Consider the following 20199-nt stretch of genomic DNA (forward strand, 5'->3'; position numbering starts at 1 on the left):
CAAAAAGACTAATCACCGCCCGCCCACCGGCAACTGCCTGCCCAGGCAGCGTGATCCGCAGCACCATTTCATCCTCGCGTTGGACTGGGATGGCTCCGGTCCATGACGCCCGCGTTCGCCGGGCCAATTCTCAAAATTGCTCACATGGAGAGGATTACCCCCAATAGGTCGCTACAGCATCAGGTTTCCTTGCCGTTGCAAGTTTCGAGCAGCGCCATCGGGGCCTGCCATCAACAAACGGTGCGGTTAAAAGGCCGAACGAACGGGGAAACCACAATGGGGATCAACAACTTGACGGTGCGCGCCAAGCTCACCTTGGCATTTGGCTTTCTGGCGGGGCTGGTGTTGCTGGTGTCTGCGCTTGCAGTGCAGGCGCTGAGCGAGTCGAACGAGCGTTTTTCCAAGTATGTGAACGGCGTCAATGCCCGGGCCTCACTGTCCGAACGCGTGCGCACGGCAGTGGACCGCCGCGCCATTGCGGCACGCAACCTCGTGCTTGTGGCCAAGCAGTCAGACATCGATCTGGAAAAAGCTGCGGTTACGCAGGCGCATGAAGACGTGCAGAGCCGCCTGGGCAAACTCAAGGAGTTGACTGCACAAGCCGGAGACACTGATGACCGCGCACGCGGCTTGGTCGAAGACATCGACCGCATTGAAGCCAAGTACGGCCCGGTGGCGCTCGCCATCGTCAACGCGGCGCTCACTGGCAAACACGAAGAATCCATCACGATGATGAACGAGCAGTGCCGGCCGCTGCTGGCCGCGCTCGTCAAGGCAACCAATGCCTACAGCGAACACGCCCGCGAGCGCGCACACGAGATGGAGCGCCAATCGGCCGAGCGCTACGCATTCCAGCGCACGCTGCTCATCGGCATTTGCCTTGCCACCGTGCTGGGCGCCTTGGCTGCCGGCATTCTCATCACCCGTGGGCTGACCCGGGCGCTGGGTGCGGAGCCTGATGCGCTGAGCGACATCACGCGCCGCGTAGCCTCCGGAGACCTGAGCCCCGTGCACGGCGGCGCAACCGCACCTCGCGGCAGCATCCTCGCCTCCATGTCGGAAATGCAGGCCAGCCTTGTGAAGCTGATCGACCAGGTTCGCCAGGCCGCGCACGGCATTGCCAGCGATGTGGGCCAGATCGCCAGTGGCAACCAGGATCTCTCGTCTCGCACCGAGCAGCAGGCCTCGTCTTTGCAAGAGACCGCTTCCAGCATGGAAGAGCTGACCTCCACCGTGAAGCAGAACGCCGACAACGCGCAGCAGGCCAGCGTGCTCGCATCCGACGCCTCCGAGATTGCGCAACGCGGCAGCACCGTGGTCGGCAACGTCGTCGACACCATGACCGACATCCGCACCAGCTCGGCCAAGGTGGCAGACATCATCGGCCTGATTGAAGGCATTGCGTTCCAGACCAACATACTCGCGCTCAACGCCGCAGTGGAAGCTGCTCGCGCCGGCGAGCAAGGCCGCGGCTTTGCCGTGGTGGCCAGTGAAGTGCGCAGCCTCGCGCAGCGTTCGTCCAGCGCAGCCAAGGAGATCAAGGAACTCATCAGCACCTCGGTGCAGAAGATCCAGGACGGCTCCTCGCTAGTGGAAACTGCCGGCAAGACCATGACCGAAGTCACCCAGGCCGTGGCCCGCGTGACTGACATCATGGGCGAGATTGCCGCCGCCTCTGTCGAGCAGAGCCGTGGCATCGAGCAGATCAATCTGGCGATTACGCAGATGGACGAAGTCACCCAGCAGAACGCCGCGCTGGTCGAGCAGGCAGCGGCCGCATCCACATCATTGGAAGGCCAGGGTCAGCAACTGAGCCATGCGGTGGCGTTCTTCCGACTGCACGGGGCGAGTTCGGTGGCTTGATGCGGCAGACGATGACGCCGGTATCGGGCGGCTGTCGTCATCAAGCGGGAAATCGATTGGATGAGGGCGCAGCCGTTTGCTAACGGCTGCTGTCGGCCTACAGGCGACTCGGTTGTCGCGCGCGATTGGCCGTTTCCAGACGTCGATTCTGCAGAGTTGGTCAGTACCCTAGTCGGCTGCAGTGATTTTCTGATGCCCGCGCGGCGCGCTATTCGTGCGCAGGCTCGGAATCCATCTGGCACGCACTGACCAGATCTGCGCAACTACTTGGGAATCGACTTTCCAGGGATAAATCCGTCGATGATGGCCTCAGCCATCTTCGTTGCCGCCCGTTTGGCGATACCAATGCTTTCCCAATGGTCAGCCGGCAGCGCGAAAATACGAGAATGCTCGGTACTCGGCGGCTCCCCTTGCTGGCAGATCAACACGGAGGCACTGTAAGACCGGTCCGGACGCCGTTCATGCCACTCACGGGGCGGATCAAACAGGTAGATCAGGGGGTAAACATCGAACCCCTTGTAGCGGCAAGTCGGATAGGCATCCACGGCAATCTCCGTTGAAAGGGGTGGCCTCACTGTACGCTCTTTCCGTTTGCTCCATTGAACTATCCTCGAAGCAATTGCGGACGAAGCGCCTTTTGCGCACCACGTGATCCCGCCGGTTTGAGATCTCCTTGCCAAGGCTGCACGCGCATATCGAGGGTATGGTCGCCTTGTGCAGTTTTCGCGTAGAGGCTGTCCCGGATGACTTGTCCGATGGCCAGGCGACACAAGGTTTCAATGCCGCCCATGGCTGCCGAGGCCAGATCCGGCGCGCTTGCCAGCACCCTGAAGGACCGCCTTCCTTCCCCCACGAAACTGGTGAACTGGACGCAGTTCGGCTGCCCATCGTGGATAAAGCCCACAGTGATGGAATACGCCATGCCCTTTGCCGCTCCGGGGAGCGTGCAAAGAAAGCTCGTCTTGTCGGTCGCATGCGTCATCTTGCTTCCTGGCTGGTTACGCGAGCAACACGCCTCGCCAACGCAATATCAAAAAGGCACCGGCTACAGAAACACCTCGCGCCCGTTACAGCGACGCCACCGATTCTCCGGGTACCAGGCCATTGATGACGTCTTCGCCGAACTTAAGCGCGCCCCGCCTCGCGGTGCCAACATTCTCCCAAACGGTAAGCGTCATGCGAAAAACGCGCGAGTGCTCGGCTCCGGGTTGATGACCTGTGCGGCAGATCACTACAGACGCGTTGAACGTACGATCGGGACGCTTGCGCGGCCATGACTGGGCCGTCTCAGTCCTGTACACCAATGGATACAGGTCGAAACCCTTGTACGTGGCTGACGGGCTTGCATTCATGAGGGACTCCAACCGAGGGTGTGCGTGATCGATGCCCGGTTGGGCATCGACATAGACTGGCAACAGCAATCCGCTGATTTGCCGGGGCAGTTATGAGTCCACCCCTAATTGATCGACGGTGATCACGAGCATCCGATCTCCACGATCCGCTTGGGTATGCACGCCCAACTGCGCCCGCAGAAAACGGTCAAGCATGCACTGCAGCTGACCAAGGTCTTGCCGATCTGCGTGCGTCAACTGATTCATGACATCGTGCGTGAACGCGATCGTCAACGTTCTCGCACGCCAGATACGGCTGTCGAATTCAGGTACCTGCCAGTTTGCCGCTAGCACCCTCGGCCCGGAGTGCCAGGTCCGCACGTCCTGCCCGGTAATTTCGTCTAGCACCGGCTTGGTAAACGCGACGAGGTCGAGCATCACGGATCTCCATGACTTACACCGCCAGTCGGAGCATCAACGGGCAGGCGTCCGTGTGCGGCACAGGAGGATGGTGTCCCACTGTACTCTCATATATGCACGGCGGCGTGTCCGGGGCTAGCACAAGTGTGTGAGCGACGAAAAAAAACCCCGCATAGCGGGGTTTCATATTGCGGGCGAGACGAATCAGATTGCCGCAATCTTGGTCGCGACGGGGCCTTTCTGGCCTGCGCCCGACACAAAACTGACCTTCTGTCCCTCTTCAAGCGACTTGAACCCATTGCTCTGAACCTCAGAGAAATGAGCAAACAGATCGTTGCCGCCTGCGTCAGGGGTGATGAAGCCGAAGCCCTTGGAGTCGTTGAACCACTTTACGATACCGGTTTCCATGTTGGATTCCTTAAATGTTCTGGTCGAGCCCATGCTCACCAGGCATGACAATCAAGGAAGGAACAATGAGAAAAGGTATCGCCTAGCGTGACAACCCAAAACTTCGGAGTAACTGCTTGAAAAGCCTGCGGTGCAAGGTGTACCGGGCTCACCAGGTTCTGTCAATCAAAAAGGCGATGAGCCCGGAAATAAGCCATGAATGTGGATGCGACCGCGCTTTGCAACCGCTCCATGTTGCCCATACACCGCCGCGTTTGGTTGTGACAGACGAGCATTGGCATTCCATGGCTACCCACAACGCGAGCCATTGAAGCAGCCCAGAGAGCAGGGATTGCGAGAAGCTGTTACCATGCGCAACCTTTACCCGTTCTTCGAATCGATCGGGCTGGGTGCCTGGCAAGAAGACTCATCAAGCGCTGGCCACCCGTCGGGCGTACACCCGAATCATCTTGGGCCACGCGGCCCATCACCTACCTGACCGGCGGTTTATCCGCTCCGTACGCAGCGCGCATGTACTAGGCGTGCCAGCCTACGCAAGTACGGTCACCTCGTTGCCAATAGCTTGCGCCGTGCATTTGTATGCATGACCCAAAGGCGTTGGCCCTACCCATCGTGGCGTAGCTCATCAGCAGGAACTGGTTTGCTCAGGCGTTCCACGCCTGCATCAGCTCTCGCCCGAAATCCAGCAGTGTATTGAACAAAATCGACTCCCCGTACACGGTGTCCGTGTACCCAATTGAACAAGAACCCGGCGTCTGGTTTGCCACCTATCTCATCAATGAGTACAGGGATGGCACGGAACGCATCCTCGCCAACGTCTCGATGCGCCACAACGTACATGGCACGGAAGCACTCGCAACGAATGCTGCCCGGGTTGCAGGAAGAGCAGCCATCGCACGTCTGGCACCCCATCATAAGAACTGAACCGCTCAAGCCGCCCCGCGCGGCTTTTTTCCGCTTGCGGCAAGCGCAAGCGCAACCCAGCAGTCAACAGGAAGGAAATCACCATGTCTGTTAGCGAAGAGTGGGAAGAACTGCATCTGACGCCCGAGGGCTGGAAAGATGGCAGCTATCGACACGTACCTGGTGATGCCGTCATCGTCGCGCCGCCGGCCAATGATGTACTGACCGTGCGCAGACATGTTGCTGCCGTCTATGGCGGGCCGTCACGCGTGACAGAAGACAGAACACCGCGCACCGATGACCTGAGCCAGATCGAGCAATTGCTGTTGAAGTACGGCGCTCCTGTCTTTGGCGTCTAGACCGCAGACGAAGCGGACGAATACTCGCGCGCTACATCGCGCCCACGTTATTTGAGAGAGAAATTGGCATGACACTCTGCCGCGCTTGCCTTGCGATTGAAGTCCACCGACTTGGTGCGTCAGGCCATGCCTTCTTACGAATCACCGACACCCAGCGCATCAAAGCCTCCAAGACAGCGGCCGTCACGGTGAGCACGTTTGCATGCCGCACGTGCGGCGCAAACTGGACCTATCGGGAAGGGAAAAACGTGCCCAACCCGGGATGGTCGCTGGAACAGTAAGCGCCTTCATTGGTTCGCTAGCCTCCGGCGTCTTGGCCGAGGCTCTGAGGAACGCCTGGCGGCGCGTCAGGCAACTGGCACCAGGAGGCAGCACCGTGCGTCACCCATCCCAGTTCGCTCAGCGCGCGCTACCTGTTCTCTTGAAGCTGTTCTCCTCGCTGCCGCTACCTGTCATCCACAGCATCGGACGCGCGGGCGGGCGGCTGCTCTACGCCTTACCCGGTGGATATCGCCGCCATGGCTAGACGATCAATCGCCGCCTTCCCAGACACCTGTGGCCCCAAGCAAAGACTCAAACCCACGCTCGCGCATTCCTGGAACCCAACCAACGCCGCATATCGAATAACATCTTCCGACCACACAGCGGCGCAAGAGCCTCTCTGCGCAGTGGCCGAAGAGTCCTCCAATGCCACGTCACCATCATCACGTCTACGTCGTCGAACTGTCGCGACAGGTGCTGGGCGAAGCGCGCTTCGTGAAAGCCAATCCGGATTACTTTGGCGACAAACCTTGCGTTTATGTAGGCATGACAGGTCAGTCGCCGGACGTGCGCTTTGACAAACACAAGGCGGGACTGAAATCGAACCGGTTTGTGCGCGAGTATGGGTTGCGTCTGATGCCGGAGCTGTATGAGTGCTTCAACCCGATGCCTTACGAGGCCGCTCGGGAGATGGAGGTGGAGCTGGCGATCGGATTGCGCGAGGAAGGATATGCCGTGTGGCAAGCGTAAGTGGGCGACAGCCTTCGAAACCTGAGCGTGTTGGCCGGTCGAGCAGCTCAGCGCCGGATGGCGCATAACGGCTCACTCGAGTTTTTGCACGCCACGGCGCCGACATCAAATCACCCTTTCCCAGATTCCCTCAGAATCCGAATCAGCAATTCCCGTGTTGTTTCCCCTGGGTTCGGTCTCAACACATCCATGTTCAACGTCTTGCCTTCGTTGTTGACATCGGCAATGAAGAGCGGGTGTGAGCTGTTGTAGCTGAGCACATCCTCCACATCCTCGCCGAGGATGAACGGCGTCGAGAAGACTTCGCTGTTCTCTCTTAGCCCATCCGTGCCCTGGAGTGCGGCCTTCGCTTCGTCGGGTGTCCCCTCGTGCAGCCAGAAACCTTTGAACTGGCAATCCGGATACTGCTCTGAAAGCGGCTTGATGACGTACTTGTAGATCGTGTTGACTGCGGTGCCGCTGAAGTAGACCTCGGTGAAGGCAAAGCGCTTCTTTCCCGCCCGAATCTGGTCCTCGACCGCCTGCTTCATGGCGATCATATTGGCGGGCGTGGTCGGGTCGTCGCTCGACACGCTCAGCCCGGCCGGAGCTACATCGCCTGCTTTGACTTTTTGTACCTTGACCACGCGAGATGCCAGGTCGGGTGACCCCGTCGTGACGGTGTCGGCGACAAACGCGCCGCCGCGCTCCAAACCGATGATCGCGTCGGGACGGTAATCATTGAGCAAGGCGTGGCGCATGTCAGAAAGCACATCGGCATGCGCCACCAGACTATCCAACGTGAAAACGCGTTGATACTTGCCGCGCCTCAGTGCTTCGGTTGCCGATTTGCCTGTTTCATCAGGACCAAGGTCGACGTTGTCGTCCACCATGTCGACGATGCCGGGAAGTTCACGCTGGGTCTTGTCGTCCAAGCGCAGGACAAAGTCGAGTGAAGGCGGTTGGCTCCCTTGCTTGCCTTCCGCTGAACGGTCCAGTGAGAACGCTCGTGTTCCGTCGTCCAGTCCGGCATAGCGCGAGAGCTGGCCCAACGCATTGCCAGGGCGCAGCACGATGCCATCGCTGCTGATCTGATCGATGGCCGGATCGGGTGCCCCACCAATGCGAGCGCCTGCGCCGCTGATGAAGTTGCGCATGGCCGTGGACGCCTGCTCCAGAAGCTCCTGCCGGGAGGGGCTGGAGGTCGACGCATCGGCGGCGTCCGTCGATTCCGATGGAAGCCTTGCGCCGACGGCGGGGTCAAACTCACCTCCGCTGGTCGTGCCTGTCATTCCACCACCGCGCACAGCCAAGCCCGCGCCGCCCAGGCCCAGACCGAGAAGGAGCACCGCCTCGGCTTTCGCCTCACCTGACATCTTGTCGCCGTATTTCATCAACGTGAGGGCTTGATCGCCTGTCATGAAGGCGCCGCCCAGGCCCGCCGTCAGGTCAGCGCCCTTGGCGCCGACCCGGAAGGCATTGCTGTTCACGATCAACGGCGTCATGCCCCGTAAGCCGCCGGCTGCCTCGGCTGACCCGGCAATGCTTCTGACACCGCCGGCCGCCAAGCTGCCCTCCCCGGCCACGGAGACGGCAATGGTGAGCCAGTCTGCGCGCGCCTCGGGATCGAATGGCGAGATGGAGCGACCGTGCTCCGACAGCGTCGTCAAATGGTCGACCGATTCGCCGATTGCCCACCCGGCCCCGGCTGCCATCACGCCGCCAGCGATGGGCGTTGCAGCGCCACCTGTGCCCGCCACCAACACGACACCGGCTGAGATGGTCGCGACACCAAAGACGAAGTCGAGCCCATGCCTGACACGCTGCCAACCCGTGGTGACATGCGCGCTCAGATGGGCGACATCGGGAACACCTTTGGCATTGAGCGTCAGCGCGCCATTCGCATCGTTCGGCACGTAAATGGTGCCGCCATCGGCCAGGGCATTGTTATGCCGGAAATCTTTGATGTCGTCATACTGCGTGCCGCGATCATCGACGTAGGTGATCTTGCCGCTCTGCTTGTTGACTACCTTGAACAGCGCGGTCGGCGCGACACCAGTGCTTTTGTCGACGTACGCAATCGGAATCGCCGTGACGGTACCGTCGGTACCGCCTGCTTCACGGATTGCCTTGCGCACTTCGTCGATGATCTTGGTGCTGTTCTTGTTGGTGAACCATGCAGTGTTGATGTCGCCGCTGTCTTGCGCGGCGCTGTTATCGGCCTGCACCATCAGTGACGCGCCGATGAAATTGCCGAGTTGCGCGTCTGCGCCCGGGGCGTTGAAGACGTGGCTCTTACCGTCGAAGATGGGCGTGTCACGACCAAAGGTGGCCATGCTCATCTGTCCGAAAATGCTTGTCAGGCCGGCGTCGACATTCGATTGGAACGCGTCGTAGTCGGCGGCGGCCTGCTTCTTCTGGACGGTCTGCTTGCCAAGATCAAACGCGTGCTGAAAGGCATCCGCCTCGGGCAAGGCAGCGCGGTGCGCGAGCAGCGCAGTGGTCAGGCTGGTGGCTTGTGTATCACCGACTGCGTTGGTGATGGGTGCCCAGTCGGAGCTGCCGCTGACTGACCCCGACGCCCCAAGTGTGTCGAGGTAAGCGTTTGCTTGTCGGTTGCTGGTCAGCCAATCCGCAACCTGTTGTGCATGCGCGGTGGATGGCTGTGTGTCACGAAAGCTCGGTGTGTCCGCCGCAAGTGCCGTCAAGCTCAACCCGCCGTAGAAATCCGTGCCGTGCGCGATGCCCGTGCGAAGTTGGCCAGCATTGTTTTGGAACCAGTGGCCGTTATCGTTAAAGCGCCCTTCAACGGTCTGCAGCAAGTTGGCCGCAACTTCAGGTGGCGCATCCTTGGCGAGCGCCTTCATCCATTGACCGACCGCATCCAGCTTGACCGTGTCGTCGTAAGCGAGGCGCTGTGTGGCATCCGAATCGTCGGGGTTGTACTTGTATACCGAGGTTAAGTTGCCGATCTGTTGATTGAAGTAAGCGCTGTTCGCGCCAAAGTATTTTTCGCCGGCTTGTTGGAACAGTTCCTGGCGCGCCTCCGGGCTTGTCTGCGAGAACGACACTGCGTTCATGTTGATCGACAAGGCCTTCAGCGCACCGTTTGCATCCCCAGCGCTCATCCTTTGATCGACCAGCGTCTTGGTGTTGCTCACGCGCACGTCAAAGCTCACGCTGCCGACGAACTCCGCGATGCCGAACGCATCTTTGTCGTTCTTGTATGGGGCCAGCAACTGCTCGCTCGCAAACGTCACGGGATCGTTTTTCGCTACGGCCTGCAGGTCCGGCGAAAGCTTCGGGTCATTCGGGTTGACATGGTCAACCTGGTACTGAATGGCATGCCGGACGGCAATCACACGGGCCATATCCAGGCTGGCGGTGTCCCATTCCGGGTGTGCGGCAGACAGCTGCGAAACGGCATCGTTGGCGGCCTTGAGGTCGTCGGCAGTGCCAAACTTCTCGTACTCGCTCAGCTCCGTGCCGAGGGCATCCTTGAAGTTCTTGACCGCCTGATCGAGCTTGCTTTGCGCGTCAGAAACGCCGGCCTGCTTTTCCTCCGCGATCGCGCGATTGGTGACCTTGACCGCCAACGCAGACTGCAAGCTGTCTTGCGCATCCAGCACCGCATCCCGCTTTTCCGCTGCATTGCGCTGGCTCGCGTCCTGCTGCTCAACGCCGTTCTTCGCGTCGTCAACGACTTCCCCGAGCCACTTTGCGTCGGGCGCGCGCTGCTTGATCGCCGCAGCGGCATCCTCGATGGCTTTCGTCTCGCCACCCGGGGGCGCCAGATCCGCATTGAGCCGCAGTTCGTTCTCCACGGCGGCCATGAGATTGGGCAGCGATGTGTCGAGCGATGTGCCATCCGCAGAAGCACCACTAGCGCCGTTGATGTCCGAACGGACTGTGGTGATGTCTTGGTCGGTCTTTGCCTTGGCGTCCGCCACTGTCTGCCGTTGCTGGGGAGACGGAGGAAGCGGATACAACTGGGGCCGGTAGTACACGAGTCGCCCGTTGGTATCGACAAAAGCAGGCATAGCGTTCTCCCGTACCGCACAGTTCGCGAAGGCAATTGCAACGACGAAAATACGCGGCAATCTTGGCCAGATGGGCGGGGGCCTACTACTGGGAAAACGCGTAGTTCTTCTCTGGCCAGGAAGCGATACCGTCACCTGGTGCGCGCAGCACCTCACATATGTGCCGGGCTTTCATCGCCACGACCTTTGCGTTGAGCAGATCGTCACGCAGCAAGTGCATCACCGACTGCACGGCGTGAATCACTTGCTCCACGCCAGCAACCACGATGCTGTGCTTCAGATCACCGCCGCAGCGAGGCAGCGGCAATCGTTCTGGTACGTGGCAGTGATGCACCGGGGCCAGCGCAGATTCCGTGAATGCCACGCCCAGCTGGCGCATCGACGCTAATTGATCAGATCCTTGGCAGCCTTGCTGCCCTCTTCCATCAGCTTGGCTTGCGCGTTGGCGCGGTTCAGCACGTTCTGCAGCTCCGCACTGCGGATCATGGTCTCGGCCTGCATCTGCATGATGCGCTCCATGCGCGAGTCTGCGTCGCCGTGTGCGCGAGGGAGCTCCGAGCGGGGCAGATCCGCGCGGCGTTGCTTGGCTTGGGGCTGTGCAGCAGCATCATCACCACTCGACTCGCGTGGGCGCTTCGAGCCGCGCGCAGACAGCGCCCCGAGTTCCCCTTGCGACGTACGTGCCGTGCGCTGAGGCGCCTGAGGTTGCGGCGGCTTGATCGGCGACGAGCCTGGCGCGTCGGTGCTACTGATGTGTGTCTGGACGCTCGGTCCGCTGATCTTCGATGGAATTGGCATGGCGGGCAGCAATGGTCAATAACGCTTGCATGCTAGGCGGCCAATTGCAGCGTCCAGCACGATCATGCGAAAGTGCGATCGCATGTGCGAAGCCCGCACATGCGCCATGGCATGCCGAGCAATCGCACGCACACGCAACCACTCACACAATCAACTACGCGCTCGGAGGCGTTGATGCAGGTGCTGGACCACGAACCGCAGAGCTGGTTTTTATTTGAAGCGGATGGCGAGCTGTATCTCGATGCCAACTGCAACCATGGGGCGGTCGGCTACAGCTTCATGATTCGGCTGACCACGGCGGAAGTTCAACGGTATCGCGATGAGGGTCGGGATTATTTGAGCTGGCTCGCGCAGGACATACATAACGGCGCGCCGATTTTGTCTGCCAGTTTGTCGCCCTATAAAACCCGGAAGGCGACCAAGGAGGAAGAAGCCGAAGCGGGCACTGCGTTGGCGGCATGGCAGGCGGAGCGAATTCGGAGCCTCAAGCTCGGCACTTGAGGCTAATTCCCCCGACTGCCGCCCCTCACCCCCCGCTTGCCGCCGTCCAAGCCCCAACCGTGGGACTTTTTGCCTCGCGCTTGCTGCTTTTTTCAGCAACACATGCTGCTTTTTTGAGCACGATCGAGGTTCTGATCTCGACGATTGGCGTTCTGGACTCGACCGTTGAGGCTCGGAGCCTGGCGGGTGGGGCTTTTTGCTCGGCGTTTGCGGTTCGGAACTCGGCGCCCCGAGTTCGAAACCTGGCGCCCGGCGTTCTGGACCCCGCGAATGCGCTCTGATTTGGCCGCCGCGACAAACCGCAACTTGCCGCCGCCGCTCGCCGCCCATAAACTCACTCCCGCTCGCGCAAACCAAGCGCAGCCGGGACTGCAATCCCGAATTCAAGACAAATCCGCGAGTGCCGTTAGGCCCTTGCGTGCCGTCGTTCGCCTATATGGGCGGGCCCGGCAGGGAGGGCTTCGGCCCTGCCGATTTTTGGATTTGTCTTGATCGGTATTGCAGACCTTGCCGTGTGCCCGCCCACCCCTCCCGGTGGGCGGCTCCTCACTCAACCAGAGGGCAAGACAATGGAGCAACCGATCCAAGCTGTACCCATCCCACGCGGGCATCGCCCCGCAATCTGTCACTTCACCAGCATCGCGCAACGTCCTCCGTCCGGAGGTGCCCGATGAGCCTTGAAGACAATCTCCTGTATGCACAAGGCGCCCTGAGCGCGCGAGATTATCTGCGGCGCGCCCAAATGGACATGAAGGTGCAGCGGCAGTTCAGCCCCAAGACTTTGCGCTTGGAATACCAGCTTCAGGTCAAAGACAAGGCCGTTGAATACCAGGCCGGGTTTCTCGATGCGATTGGTGCCTTCATGCTGACCTCGCTGGATGGCGTAACAGTGGACTTGTACCGGTGGGAAGTCCTGCATGTGCTGGCACGTGCGAACAAGCTGAAATAAAAAAACAGCAGTAAAAGCGAACCCGAGACGGGCGGGGACGCTTGCAGAGACCGACTCTCGTTATGTGTTGAACTGACCGTACTTTTTCATGGGCAGCGGTAGCCCCTTAGGCGGTTGGCGTCAGACACCAACAAACCATCACTGCGGCGGGAAATCCGGATGCCAATGCAGTTTCAATCCCACCCCTCCACTCCCGGCACCCGCATCCCCTCCACCTCGGGCAAATCAATCCCAAAGTGCTCGGCCAACAGCTCCCGCAACGCGCGCCGGTCTTCCAATTCAAACCTGTGCGGCGTATTCCCTCGCCAGATCGTGGCGTCCCGGTTCATCACCGTCACGCGCCCTTCGTCCGTCAACGACCGCATCAGGATGCGGTTCATGAACGGCGACGCCGGATACGTGCTCGTGTAGTGATTCGCCATTTCGAAATCGATCGGGTAGTCCTGCTCCATCGTGGTGACCCAGGCGTCGACGGGCGTGTCGCTGCGCACCTGGGCGCGGAGTATCCAGCGGTCTTCATCGCGCACCATCCAGTGCAGTTCGCCGTCGATGTTGGCCTGCGTGCCGTCCAGCGGCACAGGCACGCGGGGCGCCAGCCCGCCGAAACCCGGATCGATGACAAAGGTGCCCTCGGGCAGCGGCACCGTCAGGAACATGTGCGTGCGGGGCGCCTCGGGGCGCGGCGTCTGGATGATCACGCGCGACGAGTGGCGCGTGGGCTGAAAGCCAAGCTGCTCCAGCACGGCGGCAAACAAGGTGGCGTGCTCGAAGCAGTAACCGCCGCGGCGTGCGTGAACGAGCTTGTTCTGCACGCTTTCCAGGTCGATGCGGATGCCGCGTCCGAGCAGCACGTCGAGGTTTTCGAACGGAATGTGCCGCATGTGCGCGTGCACCAACTGCGCGAGCGTGTCGTAGCTGGGGCGGGTGCTGCCGCCCCACTGGATGCGGTTGAAGTAGGCATCCAGGTTGAGTTGCGATGTCACGTGTTGCCTCCTTGTGCGCCGGGCGTGACGCAACGTCAGCCCTGTTTGCGGCGGCGGAATTGCTGTTCGGTTACGGTGCTGCCCCACTGCGTGCCGGCTTCTTCCTGCGTGAGTTGAAAGCCGAACGATTCGTAGAGGTGGCGGGCGGCATCCAGGCCCTTGAAGGTGTTGAGGTAGGTCTCGTCAAAGCGCTCGTCGACAAAGCGCATGGCTTGCGACATGAGCTTACGACCAATGCCGGTGCCCCGCAGTGAATCATCCACGATGAACCAGCGCAGGTATGCAACGCGCGTGTCCGGGTTGCCGTCAATGGCGAGCGATGCAAGGCTGCGGCCGTTTTCCACGCACAGCCAGAGTGCCTTGTTGGCGTCGGGCAGGGACTGCGCAAAGTCGGCCAGTTCCTTGGCGACGCGGCGCTCGAAGAACACGCCGAAGCCCCAGTGCTGTGCGTAGAACCGGCCGTGCAGGCTGGCGATGTCGCCAATGCAGCCGGGCACGTAGCCTTGCACGATCTGGGGGCCGGCATCGGCGGGCGCTTGCGCGGGCTTGTGGTCGTTGTCATCGGCCAGCGCGCTGACGTATTGCGACAGCGATGTGACCAGTCGTTGCTGGTCTGCCGGGGTCAGGTGTCGCAGCGCATTGGAGACTTGGCTGGAAGCAAAGGCGTCGATCTTGCGCCGCAGTTGCTGGCCGTCTTTGGTGAGGTGCAGCTCGGAAGATCGGGCGTCATCGGCGCAGGTGCGGCGTTCGACCAGCCCGGCAGATTCCAGCCGGGTGACCTGGCGGCTGGTGCTGGATTTGTCCAACCGCAGACGCTCGGCCAGGTCGCGCGCCTGGATGCCGGGCGTACCGGCAATCTCCAGGACCGCGTGCACCGCGGACGGCGGCAGGTCGCTCTCGGCCAGCGTGTTGCGCATGAAGCCGAGTTCGCGAACGAGCTTGCGCGAGATCTCCCGCAGCTCGCGAATCGTCTGCTCGCGCGATTGCGTGGGCGCTTCAATGAAGTCCATACTGGCCCCGAATAGTTGTTTCGCGCAACCAATATAGTTGCATGAAACAACCTTTTCAAGGCCCGGCGGTACCGTGGCGGGCAGCGCCTAAGGCGCCTGCCGCAGGTGCTCAGGCAAACGCGGGCCGACCGGCTCCATCCGACAGACGGAATACCGACACCGCGCGGCGCAGCGTCGTCGCCTGTTCTTCCAGCGATTGCGCTGCCGCTGCGGCCTGCTCGACCAACGCGGCGTTCTGCTGGGTGACTTCATCCATCTGCGTGACGGCCTGGTTGACCTGCTCGATGCCTCGGCTTTGCTCGGCAGAGGCGGCGGCAATCTCGGCCACGATCTCCGACACGCGGCGGATGGCATCCTTCACTTCGCTCATGGTCTCGCCCACCGCAGCGGCCTGTTGCGAACCCGCCTGCACCACGGCAACGGAGTCGCCAATCAGCCCCTTGATCTCCTTGGCGGCAGAGGCGGAGCGTTGCGCAAGCGTGCGCACCTCGCTTGCAACGACGGCAAAGCCCCTGCCCTGCTCGCCAGCGCGCGCCGCTTCCACTGCGGCATTCAACGCGAGGATGTTGGTCTGGAAGGCGATGCCTTCGATCAGCCCCGTGATCTCGGAAATCTTGCCCGAGCTGGTGCTGATCTGGTCGATCGTGCCGACCATGGCCTGCACGGCCTCGTTGCCTGCCTGCGCGATGGTGCTGGCGCTGGCGGCCAGGCTGTCGGCCTGGGCGGCGTTCTCGGCGTTCTGCTTCACGGTCTCGGTCAACTGCGTCATGCTCGACGCGGTTTCCTCCAGCGAGGCGGCCTGCTGTTCGGTGCGGGCAGACAGATCAATGTTGCCGGCTGCAATTTCCTTGGATGCCACCGTCACGGATTCGGCCGATACCTTGATGCCGCGCACCGTCTCGGTCAACTGTCGATCCATCGAGCGCAGTGCGGCCAGCAGCTCACCAAACTCGCCCTGCGTGTCGATCACGATGTTGTTCTCCAACCGCCCGCCGGCAATGTGATTGGCAACGTCCACCGCGCGGCTGAGCGGGCGAGAGATCGCGCGCAGCAGATACCAGCACATGCCCACGCCCACCGCAAACCCAGCGCACACCAGCGCAACCGCCATGCTGAAGATGGAGTGGTAGGTGGCTTCGCTGTCATCGACGGACAGTTTGGCCTGCTGCAGGTTGATGGCAATGTCCTTTGCGAGCAGGTCGCTCACGGCTTGTCCAGAACGGGCGTGGCGGTTGATGATATGCGCGGCTACGTCGTGCTGGCCTGCCTGCAGCGCTTCGATCGCTTCGTTCGTGGCCGTGTTGAATTGCGGCAGGGCATCGTTGACCTTGCTGGCGACATCGCGTTCTTGTTCGCTCGTCACGCTGGCGGGGTAGTACTGCTTCCATGCGCCGTTGATCTGTTCCAGATCCGTGCGGATGGTGCGCACGGCCGCTGCAACTTGCGCGGCATCGTCGGTGAAGACCTGCGCGCGACGCAATTGCAGGCGTATATCAAGTTGGGCCGTCCGAAGCTCGGCAAGCTGCGCGATGGGCAGCGTGTTGCTGGTATATGCGGCGTTAATGTTGGCGTTCAGGCGCATCAGGCCCCGCACCCCAAACACACCGGTGGCCAGCAACAGCGCCAAACACAGACCAAACGCCCCGAGCAACTTGAAGCGCACCGAATGCACGATAGACGGCATGATTTCCCCCGATTTGTTTATCCGGAGGCACGTGCCCCGGATTTATGGATGTTCTACATCTGCATATCGGTAGGCCGCGAAATACCTTAAGTGCGTGAGTCAAAGCGCCCACATCGCGCCCTGCACCGGTGCATGCGTTGCCAATTCGAGTGCGTGAGGGGAGACATCCGAGGGTCGGCCCGCGCGAGCGACGAGCCGACTTCGAGCAGCGCGAGCGTGCGTGCCTAGTTGAACGGCGGCATGGCGTGCGACCGCATGACGATGGCCGAGGGAGCTGTGTCCTTGGTCGTTTCATTCGGGCGCCGCACAGGCTTGTGCGGGCTTGACGGCGGCACCGACACCCCGCGTTGCGCGCGCCCCAGAAAACGCTGCATGAGGCAGAACACGCACAGCAACACCCCAATGGCGATGCGCGCCCACCAGGAGCTGAGCGTACCGTCAAAGGTGATCAACGACTGGATGACGCCCAGCAACAGCACGCCCACCACGCTGCCGCTGATGAGGCCCACGCCGCCGGTGAGCAACGTGCCGCCGACCACGGTGGCGGCAATGGCATCGAGCTCCATGCCCTGTGCATGCAGCCCGTAGCCGGAGAGCATGTAGAACGTGACCAGCACGCCGCCCAGGGCCGAGCAGAAACCGCTGAGCACATAAACGAGGATGCGCGTGCGCGCCACCGGCAAGCCCATCAACAAGGCGGAGCGTTCATTGCCGCCCAGCGCATAGACCGTGCGGCCGAAGCGGCTGCAATGTGCGAGCCACGCCGCAGCGGCAAACACCACCAGCGCAATCACCACGCTGGGCGACACGTAGTTGCCGCCACCCACCTGGATCTTGTACTGCGACAGCGTGGTGTAGATCGGGTCGGTAATGCTGATCGAATCAATGCTGATGAGGTAGCACAGCCCCCGCGCGAGGAACATGCCGCCCAGCGTGACGATAAACGGCTGGATGCGGAACACCTGGATCAGCACACCCATCATCAAGCCGAACAGGCACCCGACAGCGAGCACGAGCGGCACCACCACGCCAATCGACCAGCCGTGATGTTCAACCAGCGCGGCGGAGATCATGGTGGTAAGCGCCACCACCGCCCCCACAGACAGGTCGATACCGCCCGACAGAATGACGAACGTCATGCCAATGGCAACGACCATCAGGAACGCGTTGTCGATCAGCAGATTCAGAAACACCTGCACGCTGAAGAAGCCCGTGTAAGTCACAGACCCAAAGCCGAACAGCAGCGCAAACAGGAACAGCGTGACGTAGAACGGCAAGCGGCGTGGATTGATTCTCATGACTGCGCTCCTGCACGGCTTTGGCGTTGAAAGAACATGCTGCGAAACGCTTCCGATTGCGCCAGGCACACGGCAAATACCACCACGGCTTTCACGACGAGGTTGATCTCGGGCGGCACGCCCATCGAGTAGATCGCATAGGTGAGCGTCTGGATGATGAGCGCGCCGATCACGCTGCCCCACAGGCTGAACTTGCCGCCCACCAGCGAGGTACCGCCCAGCGTGACAGCCAGGATGGCGTCAAGCTCCAGCAGCAGCCCCGCGTTGTTGCCGTCCGCGCTCTTGACGTTCGAACAGATGATGAGCCCCGCAATGCCGGCCATGGCACCGCAGAATCCGTAGATGCCAAACAGCAGCGCCTTGGTGTTCAGCCCCGCAAGCCGCGCTGCCACGGGGTTGATGCCGACTGCCTCGATAAACAGACCGAGCGCCGTGCGATGCATCAACAACAGCAGCAGGCCCAGCACGGCGGCCGCGATGTACAGCCCAAACGGCAGCCCGAACAGATAGCCGTTGCCCACAAAGAAGAACGGCTCGTAGTAGACGGTGATGATCTGCCCGCCGGTAATGAGCTGCGCCACGCCGCGCCCCGCCACCATCAGGATCAGCGTGGCAATGATGGGCTGCATGCCTGCACCTGCCACCAGCAAGCCATTCCACAGGCCGCACACCAGCGCTGCGCCCACGGCAGCCAGCAGCGCCAGAAGCAGCGGCACCTTGGTTACATACACAGGCAAGCCGTTCTGCACCACCAGCGTGCCGCCGATGAGCGATGCGGCAATGGCGCCGGAAATGGCCACCACCGCGCCCACTGAAATATCGATGCCGCCCACGGCAATCACCAGCGTCATGCCCAGGGATATGAGCATCAGCGGCGCGGCACGGTTGAGGATGTCGATCAGGCTGCCGTACAGATGCCCGCCGCGAATGTCGAGGTGAAAGAAATGCGGGTTGAACCACGCGTTGAGCAGACACAGCAGGAGTAGCGTCACGCACGGCCAGAACAATCGGTGGCCGGTGAGCGCACGCAGGCTGGCGGGGTTCATGCGGCGCCTCCGGTGGTGGTGGACTGGGTGTTGGACTGGCTGGCGGGCACGTCGCCGCCGGCAATCACGTGGCACAGGTTGTCTTCCGTCACATCGGCGCCGGCAAGCTCGCCCACCTTCTTGCGATCGCGCAGGATCGCCAGCCGGTGGCTCACACGCAGCACTTCCGGCAGCTCGCTGGAGATGAACAGGATGGCCATGCCCTTGCGGCACTGCGCGGTCACCAGGTCCATGATGTCGAGCTTGGCGGCAATGTCGATGCCGCGCGTGGGCTCATCCAGGATCAGCATGGCCGGGTCGGTCGCCAGCCAGCGTGCGAGCACGGCTTTCTGCTGGTTGCCGCCCGAGAGTTGGCCGATAGGCTTTTCAGCGTCGGGCGTCTTGATGCCAAGCTGAGCGATGTACTGGTCGGCAATCTCGCGCTGGCGCTTCTTGGGCAGATAGCGGAACAGCCCACGCTTGGCCTGCAGCGCGAGGATGATGTTCTCGCGAATCGACAGCTCGGCAATGATGCCCTCGGTCTTGCGGTCTTCCGGGCAGAAGCCGATGCCCTGACGGATGGCGTCACGCGGGGAGCTGAACTGATGCGACTGGCCCTGCACCTTGATCGAGCCCGCATCGTTGCGATCCACGCCAAACAGAAGGCGCGCGGTCTCGGTGCGGCCCGAGCCCAGCAGGCCGCCCAGGCCCAGCACCTGCCCGGGGCGCACGTCCAGATCGAGCGGCTGCACGACGCCACGGCGGCCCATGCCGCGCGCGCTCAGGAATGCTGGCGCAGTGTCATCCACCGGCGGCACCTCGGTGCGCTCGAAGCGGCTTGCATCAATGTCGCGCCCGACCATCTTGTTGATCAATTGCAGCTGCGGCAGATCGCGCGCAGCGTATTCGCCTTCCAGCCGGCCGTTGCGCAGCACGGTAATGCGGTCGGCAATCGCGTAGGTCTGCTCCAGAAAATGCGTGACGAACAGCACGGCCATGCCGCGTGCCTTGAGCGTGCGGATGGCGGCAAACAGCCGGGCCACTTCGTCGTCGTCCAGGCTTGAAGTGGGTTCGTCCAGGATCAGGATGCGGGCTTCGGTGGATAGCGCGCGGGCAATCGCCACCATCTGCTGAATGGCCACCGGATAGAGCGACAGCGGCAGCGTCACGTCAATGTGGATGTTCAGATCGGCTAGCAGCGCCTGCGCGGCGCGGTTGGTGGCGCGCCAGTCGATGCTGCCCATGCGCATGGGAAAGCGGCCGATGTGGATGTTCTCGGCCACGGTCAGGTTCGGGCAGAGATTGACCTCTTGATACACCGTGCTGATACCGAGCTTCTGCGCCTCCAGCGGCGAGCCCGGAGCGATGGGCTGACCGCCGAGCAGGATCTCGCCCGCATCGGGCGCTTCCACCCCGGTCAACACCTTGATGAGCGTCGATTTGCCGGCGCCGTTCTGCCCCATCAAGGCATGCACTTCACCGGGAAACAAGCGGAAATCGACCCCGGCCAGCGCCTGCACGCCAGGAAAGTTCTTGGAGATGCCGCGCATGTGCAGCAACGCGCCACGGGCATCTGACGCGGCGGCATGATCAACGTGATCCGACATGGATGTCACCTGTTGATGGTGCATGCCCGC

At 61.7% G+C, this 20199-nt stretch carries 20 protein-coding genes and 1 pseudogene; 7 read left to right on the forward strand and 14 right to left on the reverse strand.

Annotation, left to right across the window (positions count from 1 at the left end):
- Nucleotides 1-276: 276 nt before the first annotated feature.
- Nucleotides 277-1854 (forward strand): annotated as a pseudogene (locus M1D44_RS22940) (methyl-accepting chemotaxis protein); the annotation flags it as partial.
- Between the two features lie 272 nt (nucleotides 1855-2126).
- Here M1D44_RS22940 and M1D44_RS22945 read toward each other — a convergent pair.
- The 5 genes from M1D44_RS22945 to M1D44_RS22965 all read right to left on the reverse strand — a co-directional run bounded on the left by M1D44_RS22945 (nucleotide 2127) and on the right by M1D44_RS22965 (nucleotide 4022).
- A complete protein-coding gene (locus tag M1D44_RS22945) occupies nucleotides 2127-2408 on the reverse strand; it encodes a hypothetical protein (protein ID WP_024978479.1) in 282 nt (93 codons plus the stop codon).
- 59 nt (nucleotides 2409-2467) lie between these two features.
- Entirely contained in the window at nucleotides 2468-2845 is a 378-nt protein-coding gene (locus M1D44_RS22950; protein ID WP_316852517.1) for a hypothetical protein, read from the reverse strand.
- An 85-nt stretch (nucleotides 2846-2930) separates the two neighbouring features.
- A complete protein-coding gene (locus tag M1D44_RS22955; protein ID WP_024978477.1) occupies nucleotides 2931-3215 on the reverse strand; it encodes a hypothetical protein in 285 nt (94 codons plus the stop codon).
- A 90-nt stretch (nucleotides 3216-3305) separates the two neighbouring features.
- On the reverse strand, nucleotides 3306-3632 hold the full coding sequence (locus M1D44_RS22960) for a hypothetical protein (RefSeq protein WP_112188362.1): 327 nt from the start codon (nucleotides 3630-3632) through the stop codon (nucleotides 3306-3308).
- Between the two features lie 186 nt (nucleotides 3633-3818).
- A complete protein-coding gene (locus tag M1D44_RS22965) occupies nucleotides 3819-4022 on the reverse strand; it encodes a cold-shock protein (RefSeq protein ID WP_024978475.1) in 204 nt (67 codons plus the stop codon).
- 693 nt (nucleotides 4023-4715) lie between these two features.
- On the opposite strand from M1D44_RS22965, the gene M1D44_RS22970 reads away from it, so the two are divergent.
- The 4 genes from M1D44_RS22970 to M1D44_RS22985 all read left to right on the forward strand — a co-directional run bounded on the left by M1D44_RS22970 (nucleotide 4716) and on the right by M1D44_RS22985 (nucleotide 6295).
- A complete protein-coding gene (locus M1D44_RS22970) occupies nucleotides 4716-4946 on the forward strand; it encodes an isochorismatase (protein WP_080693703.1) in 231 nt (76 codons plus the stop codon).
- Between the two features lie 83 nt (nucleotides 4947-5029).
- On the forward strand, nucleotides 5030-5284 hold the full coding sequence (locus M1D44_RS22975; protein ID WP_024978474.1) for a hypothetical protein: 255 nt from the start codon (nucleotides 5030-5032) through the stop codon (nucleotides 5282-5284).
- Nucleotides 5285-5352: 68 nt separating this feature from the next.
- Entirely contained in the window at nucleotides 5353-5565 is a 213-nt protein-coding gene (locus M1D44_RS22980) for a hypothetical protein (RefSeq protein ID WP_024978473.1), read from the forward strand.
- Nucleotides 5566-5971: 406 nt separating this feature from the next.
- Nucleotides 5972-6295, forward strand: a complete 324-nt coding sequence (locus M1D44_RS22985; protein WP_024978472.1) for a hypothetical protein — start codon at nucleotides 5972-5974, stop codon at nucleotides 6293-6295.
- Between the two features lie 110 nt (nucleotides 6296-6405).
- On the opposite strand, the gene M1D44_RS22990 is transcribed toward M1D44_RS22985, so the two are convergent.
- The 3 genes from M1D44_RS22990 to M1D44_RS23000 all read right to left on the reverse strand — a co-directional run bounded on the left by M1D44_RS22990 (nucleotide 6406) and on the right by M1D44_RS23000 (nucleotide 11112).
- A complete protein-coding gene (locus tag M1D44_RS22990) occupies nucleotides 6406-10314 on the reverse strand; it encodes a DUF4781 domain-containing protein (RefSeq protein WP_316852518.1) in 3909 nt (1302 codons plus the stop codon).
- Nucleotides 10315-10399: 85 nt separating this feature from the next.
- Nucleotides 10400-10621, reverse strand: coding sequence for a hypothetical protein (locus M1D44_RS22995; RefSeq protein ID WP_461241614.1), 222 nt, complete (start codon nucleotides 10619-10621; stop codon nucleotides 10400-10402).
- A 77-nt stretch (nucleotides 10622-10698) separates the two neighbouring features.
- Nucleotides 10699-11112 carry a hypothetical protein gene (locus tag M1D44_RS23000; protein ID WP_152543734.1) on the reverse strand — a complete coding sequence of 138 codons (414 nt, stop codon included), beginning with the start codon at nucleotides 11110-11112 and terminating at the stop codon, nucleotides 10699-10701.
- Between the two features lie 174 nt (nucleotides 11113-11286).
- Between M1D44_RS23000 and M1D44_RS23005 the strand changes: the two genes are divergently transcribed.
- Together M1D44_RS23005 and M1D44_RS23010 are read left to right on the forward strand one after the other, a co-directional pair.
- Complete coding sequence (locus tag M1D44_RS23005; protein ID WP_316852520.1) at nucleotides 11287-11613, forward strand: hypothetical protein; 327 nt, start codon at nucleotides 11287-11289, stop codon at nucleotides 11611-11613.
- Between the two features lie 670 nt (nucleotides 11614-12283).
- Complete coding sequence (locus tag M1D44_RS23010) at nucleotides 12284-12562, forward strand: hypothetical protein (protein WP_024978465.1); 279 nt, start codon at nucleotides 12284-12286, stop codon at nucleotides 12560-12562.
- A gap of 173 nt (nucleotides 12563-12735) precedes the next feature.
- On the opposite strand, the gene M1D44_RS23015 is transcribed toward M1D44_RS23010, so the two are convergent.
- The 6 genes from M1D44_RS23015 to M1D44_RS23040 all read right to left on the reverse strand — a co-directional run bounded on the left by M1D44_RS23015 (nucleotide 12736) and on the right by M1D44_RS23040 (nucleotide 20169).
- Nucleotides 12736-13545, reverse strand: a complete 810-nt coding sequence (locus tag M1D44_RS23015) for an arylamine N-acetyltransferase family protein (RefSeq protein ID WP_316852521.1) — start codon at nucleotides 13543-13545, stop codon at nucleotides 12736-12738.
- 35 nt (nucleotides 13546-13580) lie between these two features.
- Complete coding sequence (locus tag M1D44_RS23020) at nucleotides 13581-14555, reverse strand: helix-turn-helix domain-containing GNAT family N-acetyltransferase (protein ID WP_316852522.1); 975 nt, start codon at nucleotides 14553-14555, stop codon at nucleotides 13581-13583.
- A gap of 109 nt (nucleotides 14556-14664) precedes the next feature.
- Nucleotides 14665-16239 (reverse strand): methyl-accepting chemotaxis protein, encoded by a 1575-nt coding sequence (locus tag M1D44_RS23025; RefSeq protein ID WP_316852523.1) that lies wholly within the window; start codon nucleotides 16237-16239, stop codon nucleotides 14665-14667.
- 224 nt (nucleotides 16240-16463) lie between these two features.
- The gene (yjfF, locus tag M1D44_RS23030) at nucleotides 16464-17537 is read right to left on the reverse strand and encodes a galactofuranose ABC transporter, permease protein YjfF (protein WP_024978461.1); all 1074 of its coding nucleotides are present in this window, start codon (nucleotides 17535-17537) and stop codon (nucleotides 16464-16466) included.
- The gene (locus tag M1D44_RS23035; RefSeq protein WP_024978460.1) at nucleotides 17534-18583 is read right to left on the reverse strand and encodes an ABC transporter permease; all 1050 of its coding nucleotides are present in this window, start codon (nucleotides 18581-18583) and stop codon (nucleotides 17534-17536) included. The genes yjfF and M1D44_RS23035 overlap by 4 nt, the downstream gene beginning before the upstream one ends.
- Nucleotides 18580-20169, reverse strand: coding sequence for a sugar ABC transporter ATP-binding protein (locus M1D44_RS23040; RefSeq protein WP_316852524.1), 1590 nt, complete (start codon nucleotides 20167-20169; stop codon nucleotides 18580-18582). The genes M1D44_RS23035 and M1D44_RS23040 overlap by 4 nt, the downstream gene beginning before the upstream one ends.
- Between the last annotated feature and the right edge of the window lie 30 nt (nucleotides 20170-20199).

The organism is Ralstonia sp. SA306, from assembly GCF_054792405.1.

Coding starts and splice junctions, on each gene's coding strand:
- M1D44_RS22950 (WP_316852517.1), bottom strand. CDS start 2,845: ATGACGCATGCGACCGACAAGACGAGCTTTCTTTGCACGCTCCCCGGA.
- M1D44_RS22955 (WP_024978477.1), bottom strand. CDS start 3,215: ATGAATGCAAGCCCGTCAGCCACGTACAAGGGTTTCGACCTGTATCCA.
- M1D44_RS22960 (WP_112188362.1), bottom strand. CDS start 3,632: ATGCTCGACCTCGTCGCGTTTACCAAGCCGGTGCTAGACGAAATTACC.
- M1D44_RS22965 (WP_024978475.1), bottom strand. CDS start 4,022: ATGGAAACCGGTATCGTAAAGTGGTTCAACGACTCCAAGGGCTTCGGC.
- M1D44_RS22975 (WP_024978474.1), top strand. CDS start 5,030: ATGTCTGTTAGCGAAGAGTGGGAAGAACTGCATCTGACGCCCGAGGGC.
- M1D44_RS22980 (WP_024978473.1), top strand. CDS start 5,353: ATGACACTCTGCCGCGCTTGCCTTGCGATTGAAGTCCACCGACTTGGT.
- M1D44_RS22985 (WP_024978472.1), top strand. CDS start 5,972: ATGCCACGTCACCATCATCACGTCTACGTCGTCGAACTGTCGCGACAG.
- M1D44_RS22990 (WP_316852518.1), bottom strand. CDS start 10,314: ATGCCTGCTTTTGTCGATACCAACGGGCGACTCGTGTACTACCGGCCC.
- M1D44_RS23000 (WP_152543734.1), bottom strand. CDS start 11,112: ATGCCAATTCCATCGAAGATCAGCGGACCGAGCGTCCAGACACACATC.
- M1D44_RS23005 (WP_316852520.1), top strand. CDS start 11,287: ATGCAGGTGCTGGACCACGAACCGCAGAGCTGGTTTTTATTTGAAGCG.
- M1D44_RS23010 (WP_024978465.1), top strand. CDS start 12,284: ATGAGCCTTGAAGACAATCTCCTGTATGCACAAGGCGCCCTGAGCGCG.
- M1D44_RS23020 (WP_316852522.1), bottom strand. CDS start 14,555: ATGGACTTCATTGAAGCGCCCACGCAATCGCGCGAGCAGACGATTCGC.
- M1D44_RS23025 (WP_316852523.1), bottom strand. CDS start 16,239: ATGCCGTCTATCGTGCATTCGGTGCGCTTCAAGTTGCTCGGGGCGTTT.
- yjfF (WP_024978461.1), bottom strand. CDS start 17,537: ATGAGAATCAATCCACGCCGCTTGCCGTTCTACGTCACGCTGTTCCTG.
- M1D44_RS23035 (WP_024978460.1), bottom strand. CDS start 18,583: ATGAACCCCGCCAGCCTGCGTGCGCTCACCGGCCACCGATTGTTCTGG.
- M1D44_RS23040 (WP_316852524.1), bottom strand. CDS start 20,169: ATGTCGGATCACGTTGATCATGCCGCCGCGTCAGATGCCCGTGGCGCG.